General features: G+C 70.4%; 7 protein-coding genes and 2 pseudogenes. 3 read left to right on the top strand and 6 right to left on the bottom strand.

Features of this window, described 5'->3' with window-relative positions; genetic code table 11:
- Positions 1 to 313 precede the first annotated feature (313 nt).
- Genes F784_RS0121775 through F784_RS0121765 form a run of 3 tightly spaced genes read right to left on the bottom strand, consistent with a single transcriptional unit; the run spans position 314 to position 2,923 of the window.
- On the bottom strand, positions 314 to 1,699 hold the full coding sequence (locus tag F784_RS0121775) for a lasso peptide biosynthesis B2 protein (RefSeq protein WP_019588817.1): 1,386 nt from the start codon (positions 1,697 to 1,699) through the stop codon (positions 314 to 316).
- An 8-nt stretch (positions 1,700 to 1,707) separates the two neighbouring features.
- Positions 1,708 to 2,643 (bottom strand): hypothetical protein, encoded by a 936-nt coding sequence (locus F784_RS0121770; protein WP_019588816.1) that lies wholly within the window; start codon positions 2,641 to 2,643, stop codon positions 1,708 to 1,710.
- Positions 2,633 to 2,923 carry a PqqD family protein gene (locus F784_RS0121765; RefSeq protein ID WP_019588815.1) on the bottom strand — a complete coding sequence of 97 codons (291 nt, stop codon included), beginning with the start codon at positions 2,921 to 2,923 and terminating at the stop codon, positions 2,633 to 2,635. Before F784_RS0121765 ends, F784_RS0121770 begins: the two co-directional genes overlap by 11 nt.
- A 113-nt stretch (positions 2,924 to 3,036) precedes the next feature.
- On the opposite strand from F784_RS0121765, the gene F784_RS0121760 reads away from it, so the two are divergent.
- Positions 3,037 to 4,848, top strand: coding sequence for an ABC transporter ATP-binding protein (locus tag F784_RS0121760; protein ID WP_019588814.1), 1,812 nt, complete (start codon positions 3,037 to 3,039; stop codon positions 4,846 to 4,848).
- A gap of 342 nt (positions 4,849 to 5,190) precedes the next feature.
- On the opposite strand, the pseudogene F784_RS27970 reads toward F784_RS0121760, so the two are convergent.
- From F784_RS27970 to F784_RS0121745, 3 genes and pseudogenes are all read right to left on the bottom strand, one after another.
- A pseudogene (locus F784_RS27970) lies at positions 5,191 to 5,406 on the bottom strand (glycosyltransferase); the annotation flags it as partial.
- Entirely contained in the window at positions 5,403 to 5,756 is a 354-nt protein-coding gene (locus F784_RS26925; RefSeq protein ID WP_211211927.1) for a hypothetical protein, read from the bottom strand. The pseudogene F784_RS27970 and the gene F784_RS26925, both read right to left, overlap by 4 nt.
- 300 nt (positions 5,757 to 6,056) lie before the next feature.
- The gene (locus F784_RS0121745; RefSeq protein ID WP_019588811.1) at positions 6,057 to 6,260 is read right to left on the bottom strand and encodes a hypothetical protein; all 204 of its coding nucleotides are present in this window, start codon (positions 6,258 to 6,260) and stop codon (positions 6,057 to 6,059) included.
- Between the two features lie 258 nt (positions 6,261 to 6,518).
- Here F784_RS0121745 and F784_RS0121740 point away from each other — a divergent pair, with 258 nt between their 5' ends.
- Together F784_RS0121740 and F784_RS24270 are read left to right on the top strand one after the other, a co-directional pair.
- Positions 6,519 to 8,009, top strand: a complete 1,491-nt coding sequence (locus F784_RS0121740; RefSeq protein WP_083939339.1) for a DUF1616 domain-containing protein — start codon at positions 6,519 to 6,521, stop codon at positions 8,007 to 8,009.
- Positions 8,010 to 8,253: 244 nt separating this feature from the next.
- A pseudogene (locus F784_RS24270) lies at positions 8,254 to 8,525 on the top strand (hypothetical protein); the annotation flags it as partial.

The raw sequence follows: 8,525 nt of genomic DNA, 5'->3' as shown, positions 1-8,525 counted from the left end.
CGGCGCGCGACGCCTGGGGGGTGGAGTTCAAGTGCCAACTCCGTTTCCTCACCGGCGACAAAAACCTCGAACACTCCCTCAAAGCTCCTAACTGAGGGAGTGCTCTGCATGGGGGAACCTCACGATTCGCCCTCAAGTTCCGGCAGGTTAAGACAGACGTGTTGCCTCAACCAGAGGGCAGCGACAACCGGGGCGTGTGGCAGGGCACCCTGGCTCCTGGCTGCCGCCGTCTACCCGGCCTCCTGCTGCTCAGGCCTGGCGGCTCCAAATGGCTGCAGTGGGCTCATGACCGCCCAGCCGCGACCCCGACCGCTCAAGGAGCCATCTGCGCGGGGGAAAACTGGAAGTTGCGGCGGTACACGTATTCATCCTCGGGTTGAAGCGGGTCGGGAACTGGGGTGCCCGCCAGTTCCACCCAGGCGTGGCTTTTGATCGCCGCGCCGTCGCGGGCCACCCCGCTGCAAAACACTGGGTCGTACCCACGGGCGTACAGTGAGGCGTACACCGCCAGGGCGCGTTCCAGGCAGTTGCCATGGGGCCGCACCCGCAGCAGCCCGAGGGCCAGGTGTACACCTCTCAACACGTGCTGCACCTCGCGCTCGTCGATCACTCGTCTGCTGGAGCGGGAGGACCGCGGCCCTTTTCGCGCGCCCAGCGTGACGGCCCTGAGGAGCGCGTGCAGGTCGGTGGTGCGGCGCAACTGGGCCAGCACCCGCAGCACCTGGGGCAACTCGCGCAGCACGTCCTGGCTCTTGGTCCAGGCCTCCCACCAGCCGAACAGCGTGTGTTCGAACAGCAGGGCGGGCCGCTCCGGAGAGACACGGGCTCCCCAGCGCAGGTACTCGACGCGCGTGCGCGGGCGCAGGCTCAGGCGCCCGCAAAAAGGGTCGCACACCCTCAGGAACACGGCGAAGGTCCGGGCGCAGCCCAGTTGCCGCGCCCGCCGCCTCAGGTCGCCCAGGCCCAGGTGATGCCGCTCCACCAGCGCCTGAAAGTCGGGCCAGTCGTGGACCTTGAGAATCCAACTGTCGTCGCCCCAGGCCCGCTGGAGCACCAGCCCGACCAGCACGGCGTCGCGCGGGTCGGGCAACAGGAGCGGCACTCCGTCCCAGTTGTGTGGGACGGCGGCCCGCCAGACCGCGTCGGTGATGCGCTGTTGCAGGCGGCTGCTGGGCAGCAGGTTGTGCAGGGCCCGCCGGTGGACATCCAGGGCCACCCCCCCGTCCGGGCTCTCCAGGTGCAGCACCTCGTGGTGGTGCGGCACCAGGGACGCTTCCAGACGCCAGGTTTCCTGCCAGCCCAGGTGCCGCGCGATCTCGGCGGCCCGCCCGGCGTCCCCGGGACGCATCAGGATGTCCACGTCGCCGTAGGGGCGGGGGCCGGGCGTGGGATACACGAACTCGGCGAGGTGAAAGCCCTTGAAGAGCAGGACCCGAATGCCCGCCTCGTGCCAGGCACTCAGCAGCGGCCTCAGGGCCGCTTTGGTCATCAGGTGCTGGTACAGCGTGGCCGCGTAGTCCGCCCGGAATTCATGGCGGCAGGGGTGCGCGGCGTCCAGCCGGGTGTAGGCATACGAGCCGAGCCGCCAGGCCCGCACCGCGGGGACGGCTTCGCCCGGTAATTGTCCGTGCAGCATCAGCCGCTCCAGGTGCTTCCAGGTGCTGGGAGAAGCGGCGGGCTGGGATGAGGGGGCGGACATGCTTGGCCTCAACCCACGGGCATGGGCGTGTCCAGGGGGAGGGGCGTCGACCCCAGCCGCAGCCGCACACACTCCACTCGGGTCTGGAGCGCCCCGATCTGCTGGCCAGCGTGGACCCGCGCCTGTTGCGCGATTGGGAGCCCGGTCGCCTCCCACAGGGCCAGGGCTGCGTCGCGGGGCGAGATCGGGAGCCAGGCCGAGGGCAGGGCCGGTTCGCGCTCCAGAACCGCCAGGCGCCGCAGGGGCACCCCGCCCCGCCGGACCTGGGCGCCGGGCAGGGACTGATAGGGGATGTTGACCTTGCCGTCCTCAGTGATAGGCCAGTCACGCTCGGCCAGATGGGGGGGCAGCACGGCCACGCTGGCGGGCAGCAGCCGCACCTCGCGCTCCCAGCCGTACACCAGCAGGCGCTCCGGGTCACACCACACGATGTCCTCGGCGACGGGCGCCCAGCCCGCCAGCATGGTCCGCAGCAGGGTGGTACTTTTCCCCCGCCCGCTGGGCCCCAGAAAGGCGCACGCCTGCCCCTCCAGACAGGCGGCGGCGGCGTGCAGAGGCACCAGGCCGCTGCACCACATCGCCTCGCCGATGCTCAGGGACAGGGTCGTTTCCAGGGCCGACGAGGGCACCTCCCCATCCCGGAGCTGGAGCCGAATCCGGGTCGCCCCCGGGACATGTCGGCAGGCCACCCGGCCCGTCGCGTCCTCGTAGAACAGTCCGTCCGGCGCGGCGCGGACCTCGAACTGCTGGAGATAGGCGAGCACCTGCCGGGGTGGGAGGGCCTGCCAGGGGGCGGGGTCGACGGGGCCCAGCCGCAGTTCCACCACGTAGTCGCTGGCGGGGGCCTGATGCTCAGGAAAGAACCAGTCCCGGCGCAGTTGGTTCTCCAGGGGGGCGGGCAGATCGTCGGCCACCAGGGTGCGGCCGAGGATCTCAAAGCGCATGCGCCTCGACCAGGCCCGCCGCCTTAAGGTCCCCCAGCAGGCTCCGAATGTCCTGGAGGGCCAGGTTCCACTCCACGTCGTAGCTGGCCGTGACCTGCTCGGCCACCTGCTCGGGCGTCCCTGGCAGGGCCTGCCACACGGTCCGGCCCACCTCGGCGAGGCTGTACATCTCCACCGAGACCGGGTCCAGCAGCACCACCTCTTCATTCAGATCAGTGACAATGACGTCCTCGCGTCGGCGGTAGACGAGTGTCGCCCCTTCCGGTTGACCTTGTGGCATACTCTCATCGTACTAAAGATTGTGCAAATTTTTATGGCATTGTCCCCCCCTCCTCTGCTTGGGCCTGTGCCCGCGCCCGGTCGTCAGCCCTGGACCCGGACGGGCGCCAGGCCGTGACCTCACCGCCCGCGGGAGGCCCGCGCCGCCTGCCGCGGCCCCGGCTCGCCTGGCCGGAGTGGGGGAAACTGCGCCGCCTGCTGGGCTACGTGCGGCCCTACCGCGGCGCCCTGGCGGCGGCCCTCGTCGCCACCGTGCTGTTCAGCGGGCTCAGCCTGGTGTTCCCGGCCCTGGTGGGGCGCGTGCTGGACGCGGCCACCGGGGGAGCGGCGGACGCAGGCGGGCTGAACCTGCTGGCGCTGGGCCTGATGGGCGTGTTCGTGGTGCGCGCGCTGGTGGGCATGGTGCAGGCGTACCTGCTCAGCCGGGTGGGGGAGAGCGTGGTGAACGACCTGCGCTGCGCCCTGTACGACCACCTGGTCCGCCTGCCCATCCGCTTCTACGACCGGCACCACACCGGGGAACTCACCTCCCGACTGGGCTCGGACGTGCTGACGGTGCAGTCGGCGGCCTCGCACGCCCTCTCGCAGCTTCTGGGGCAGGGTCTGGTGCTGGTGGGCGGCGTGGCGGTGCTGCTGCGGACCAGCCCCCGGCTGTCGCTGGTGATGCTGTCGGTCGTGCCCCTGGTTGTCCTGTGTGCGTTGCTGTTCGGGCGCTGGCTCCAGCAGGTCAGTGTGGCCCTTCAGGACCGCGAGGCCCGGGCCCAGGCGCACGCGCAGGAGACCCTGAGCAACATCCGGGTGGTGCAGGCCTTCGTGACCGAGCAGGCCGAGTCGGGGCGCTACCGGGCGCTCGCCGGGGCCGCGCTGCGGACAGCGCTGGCCCGGGCACGCATCGACGCCGCCTACACCCCCAGCGTCACGCTGCTGATGGCGGGCAGCGCCAGCGTGGTGCTGTGGTACGGCAGCCGCCTGGTGCTGGCGGGCGAGCTGAGTACCGGCACCCTGATCGCCTTCCTGCTGTACACCGTGACGGTGATTAACGCCATGGGGGCCCTCGCCGGGGTGTACGGCCAGCTCCAGCAGGCCGTCGGCGCCTCCGAGCGGGTGTTCGCGCTGCTGGGCGAACCCGTGGGGTCCACGCCACCCGCGCACCCCGTTCCCCTGGGGCGGCCCCGAGGCGGGGTGCGGTTCGAGGGGGTGTCCTTCCAGTACGACCCCAGCGGGCCGGTGGTGGTGCGGGACCTCACCCTGGACGTGCGGCCCGGGGAGATCGTCGCGCTGGTGGGGCCGTCGGGCGCCGGGAAGAGCACGGTGGCGGCGCTGCTCGCCCGCTTCTACGACCCCACCGCGGGGCGAGTCCTGATCGACGGCACCGACCTGCGGGCCGTGGACGTGCGGGCCTGGCGGCGGCACCTGGGCTGGGTCGCGCAGGAGGTGCAGCTCTTCTCGGGCAGCGTCCGCGAGAACCTGTGCTACGGCCAGCCGGAGGCCACGGACGCCGAGGTGGAGGCGGCGGCGCGGGCGGCCAACGCCCACGAGTTCATCGGCGCGCTTCCCCAGGGCTACGACACGCCCGTCGGGGAGCGCGGCATTCAGCTCTCGGGCGGGCAGCGCCAGCGGGTCGCCATCGCCCGCGCCCTGCTGCGCGACCCCCGGGTCCTGCTGCTCGACGAGGCCACCAGCTCGCTCGACAGCGAGTCCGAGGCGCTGGTGCAGCAGGCCCTGGAACGCCTGATGACGGGCCGCACCTCCTTCGTGATCGCCCACCGCCTGTCGACCGTGCGGCGCGCGGACCGCATCGTGGTGTTTCGGGAGGGCCAGGTGGTGCAGCAGGGCGACCACCGCACCCTGCTCGCCGAGGGAGGGCTGTACCGCGACCTGTACGAACTGCAGTTCCGTCTGGAGGCCCAGGCGGTGGCCGAGTAGCCGCAGCCTCAGCCGACCTCCCCGGTGAGCTGGCGGTACACGTCGAGCGTCTGCCGGGCGGTGCGCTTCCGGCTGAAGGTGGCCGCCCGGGCCGCGCCGCGCCGCCGCACGCCGCAGCTCCTCGCCCAGTGCGGGGTCCTCCAGCAACCGGCACATCGCCGCCGCGATGTCATCCACCCGGGTGGGATCGACCAGCAGGGCCACGTCCCCGACGACTTCGGGCAGGAACTGACGTTCGACGTGACCACCGGGCACCCTTACGTCATCGCCTCGAGGGCGGGCAGGCCGAAGCCCTTGTACAGGGAGGGAAAAACGAGGCCCCGTCCCCCCCCGGTACAGGGCCCCCAGCGCGGCGTCGGGCACGTGGCCGGTCAGCACCCCGCCCTCCAACTGCCGCGCCTGCTGTGAGATCTCCGAACTGCGCCAGAAGGCCGGACCCAACACCACGAGCCTGGTCTCCGGGTGGCTCTGCCGGACGAGGGCGAAGGCTTCCAGCACCCACCCCAGGTTCTTGCGCGGTGTCAGGTTCCCGACGAACAGGAAGTAGGGTCGTCTCACCCCCAACTCGGGCAGGGGCTCGGTGAACCCGTTCTGCGGCTGCGCCAGGGGTGGACGACCAGCGGCGTGACGTGCAGCTTGCCGGGGGGCAGCCCGCACAGGCGCGTGAGGTCCCGCGCCGACGCCGCGCTGACCGTGAAGATTGTGTTGGCGGTCGAGCGGGCCAGCGGCACCACCCGGGCGAACAGGTCGTGGATGGTGCTGCTCGGTAGTAGCGCCCCCGGGGTGCTACGAAGGGCGCGATGCCGCACGGGTCGTGCAGCACGCCCAGCCCCCAGCCGGGTCACGGCCCGGTGTAGGCCCCCGTCCCCCAGGGTCACGACCGGCGGCAGCCGTCGCAGGATGGGCACGGGGAACGTGTCGAACTCCCGGTACCAGCCGATCTCCGAGTCGGATAGGGCGTGAGCAGCAGGATCTCCAGGCCGGGCTCCACCTCCCGCGGCGCCCGGGTGAGTTCCATGGTGTAACGGGCGATGCCGGAAAGCCTGTTCTGGTCCTCAATGCCGTACGTCAGAAACCCTACGCGTTTACCGCCGCCTTTCAAAGGCACAGGAGGAGACCCCCGGCCCATCTGGAGGCTGGCCCCTCCCCGCCGTCTGTTCAGGGTGAGCTTGCCGCCATGGTACGGGATTCCAGGCTGGACGGCGTTCTCAGCGCAGCACGCGGATCAGGAACTGGGCGACGACGAGCAGCGCCAGTCCCGTCCCCACCACGCGGGTTCCGGTTCGCAGCCGCCGGTCCAGCGGGCCAGGGAAAAACAGCCGAAGCTCCGCGGCCAGCAGCAGCGCGATCAGGGCCAGCAGGGCGAACATGCCCGGGGTTCCCGTCAAAACCTGCTCGATGCGGTGGTTCATTCCGCTCCTTGGGTGAACAGCTGCACGGTGTGAGGGACGGTTGAGCTTGCCGTGATGTTAAAGTAAGGCTCCGTGGGCAACAAGCAAGCAGGACGGCATCCGCACGTTGCCCACCCTGGGCGGGTCCCGAGCGGCCCCGAACAAGCGACCCCTCTACCCCGTGGGTGAGCTGCATGTCGGGGGCCGGGGCGGCAAGTGAATGAGGTGGCCCCCGCATCCTCTGCGCGAACACTCCACAGGCGTCCCGACAGGTGAGGAATGCCGAGAGCGAAAAAGGAGCGTGTGGGGCCAGGCAGTTCAGAGCTTCAGTCCACCTCCCGGGAACAGTCGGGAACTGGAGGCCGGGCCGGGCGCGAGCGGGCACTCGCCGTGCCCACCCCGGCCCATGCTGAGACAACCAGCCTCCTTCCTGCCGCCCCCTCCAAACCTCGCCGGGCGCGCAAGCGGAAGGAGGAGGCGACGCCGTCTCCAGAACCGGGGCAGACCGGGGTATCCCCGGCGGAGGACAGCCCACCCCGCCCCACCCGCTCGGGCCGTCAGGTAAAGGTCGAGACCGAGACGCCCCCTTCTGTCGAGGGGCAGCCTGCCCGGTCCAGAACAGGGCGCAGCCGCAAGCCGAAGGTTGAAGCGCCGATGATGGACGTGGCCCCGCCCGCCGTGGGGCCAGCAGCCCCCCCGCCGACGGGAGGGCTCGACCTGCAAGTGGAAACTGCATCGGCCCTCGTGCCCGAGGTGCCGCGTGACGAGGTGTCGGTGGGCCTGGGGGCATCGACGGTCGGGGAGCAGGCCTCTGTATCCGGGCTGCCCCTGAGGGTCACAGGTGACGCCCTGGCAGACTCCCCTGCACCGGTGGTCAGCACGCCGCATGTCGAACCTGCTCAGGCTCCCACCGCCGCCCCGCACCAGCTCTCCCTGCCCCGGCAGGAGGCCAAGGGGGCCGTCAGACCCGGCGTGCCCGCCGCCCTCTGGGCGGATTTGCTGCTCGCCGTCCTGCTGGTCAGCCTGGCCTCCCTGCTGGTGGCCTTCGCGCCGCAGTTGCGCGGGGCGTGGCGCACCTTGCTGGGCCTGCCCGCCCTGCTCCTGGCGCCGGGTTACCTGATGACGCTGACGTTCTTCCCCCGGCGGGGCGACCTGAGCGGGTTCAACCGGGTCATTCTCTCCCTGGGCTACTCGCTGATGAGCGTCCCGCTGCTCGGCCTGCTGCTGAGCGGTCTCCCCTGGGGCGTCACGCCGCGGGCCATGGCGCTGGGCCTGGGGGTCTGGACCCTGGCCTGGGCGGGCGCGGCCTGGCAGCACAGGCGCCGCGGCCCGGCGGGGGAGCTGTTCCTGGCCCTCCGGGAGCCGCAGGGGCTCAGAACCGTGGCGCTGTTTTCCGTGGTGAGCCTCGGCGCCATCGTGGGGCTGGGCACGCTGATGGGCCGAATGCACAGCAACCTGCCCCTCACCGAGTTCTACGTGCTCGGGCCGCAGGGAAAGCTGGGCGACTACCCCACGCGCGCCACTCCGGGCACCCTGATCTCGCTGACCCTGGCGGTCCGCAACTTCGAGGTCCAGCCCACGGCGTACCGCATTCGACCTTCCCTGTGCCCCCGGGTGATCCAGGTTCCCACCCTGGCCCCCCAGCAGGAATGGCGGACAACCTGGCAGTGCCGCGTGGACGGCTCCGACGCAACGAACCTCCTGCGCTTCGACCTATTTCGGCAGCACGACGTCCAGCCTTACCGGACTCTAACTCTGAGTCTGGAGTGAGGGGGGAGCCAAGATGGTAAACCCTCTCCCACACGACCTATGAGGAAGTGGTGAGGGCCTCTGCAGGCGACCTCATCCCGGATGGCCTCATTTCTCTGCCAGAAGAGCCTGTAATGATGCGCGGGCCTGTGAGGACCACCTGTTGAAAAATCAACAGCGGGGAAGGGTGAGCTTATGTCACCTTAACCGTACGTGTGTGTTCGGGGGATTGACATTCCCCACTCACAGTAGAAAGGGAGAACACATGAAGAAGCTGACCCTTAGCGGCCTGCTGGCCTTGCTGGTAGGCTGCGGTTCGCCGTCTACCCCTACGACCAGTTCGACCGGCTCTGCCTCTGCCAATGAAATGGCGGAGCACCACCAGATGGCGTCCCTGGAGCCGATGGCGACCACGGCCCCACTGCCGAGCGTGAACGCGAAGCCGACGCTGGTGTCGCGGTATGGGTACTGGCAGGGGGCGCAAGGGGTGCTGGAGCAGTACGAGAACATGCAGTATCGCCCGCGGCAGTTTGCCGC

The organism is Deinococcus apachensis DSM 19763 (assembly GCF_000381345.1).
GTDB classification, from domain to species: domain Bacteria; phylum Deinococcota; class Deinococci; order Deinococcales; family Deinococcaceae; genus Deinococcus; species Deinococcus apachensis.
Note: the sequence above shows the minus strand (reverse complement) of the source record. Positions and strands in the feature narration are given on the sequence as shown.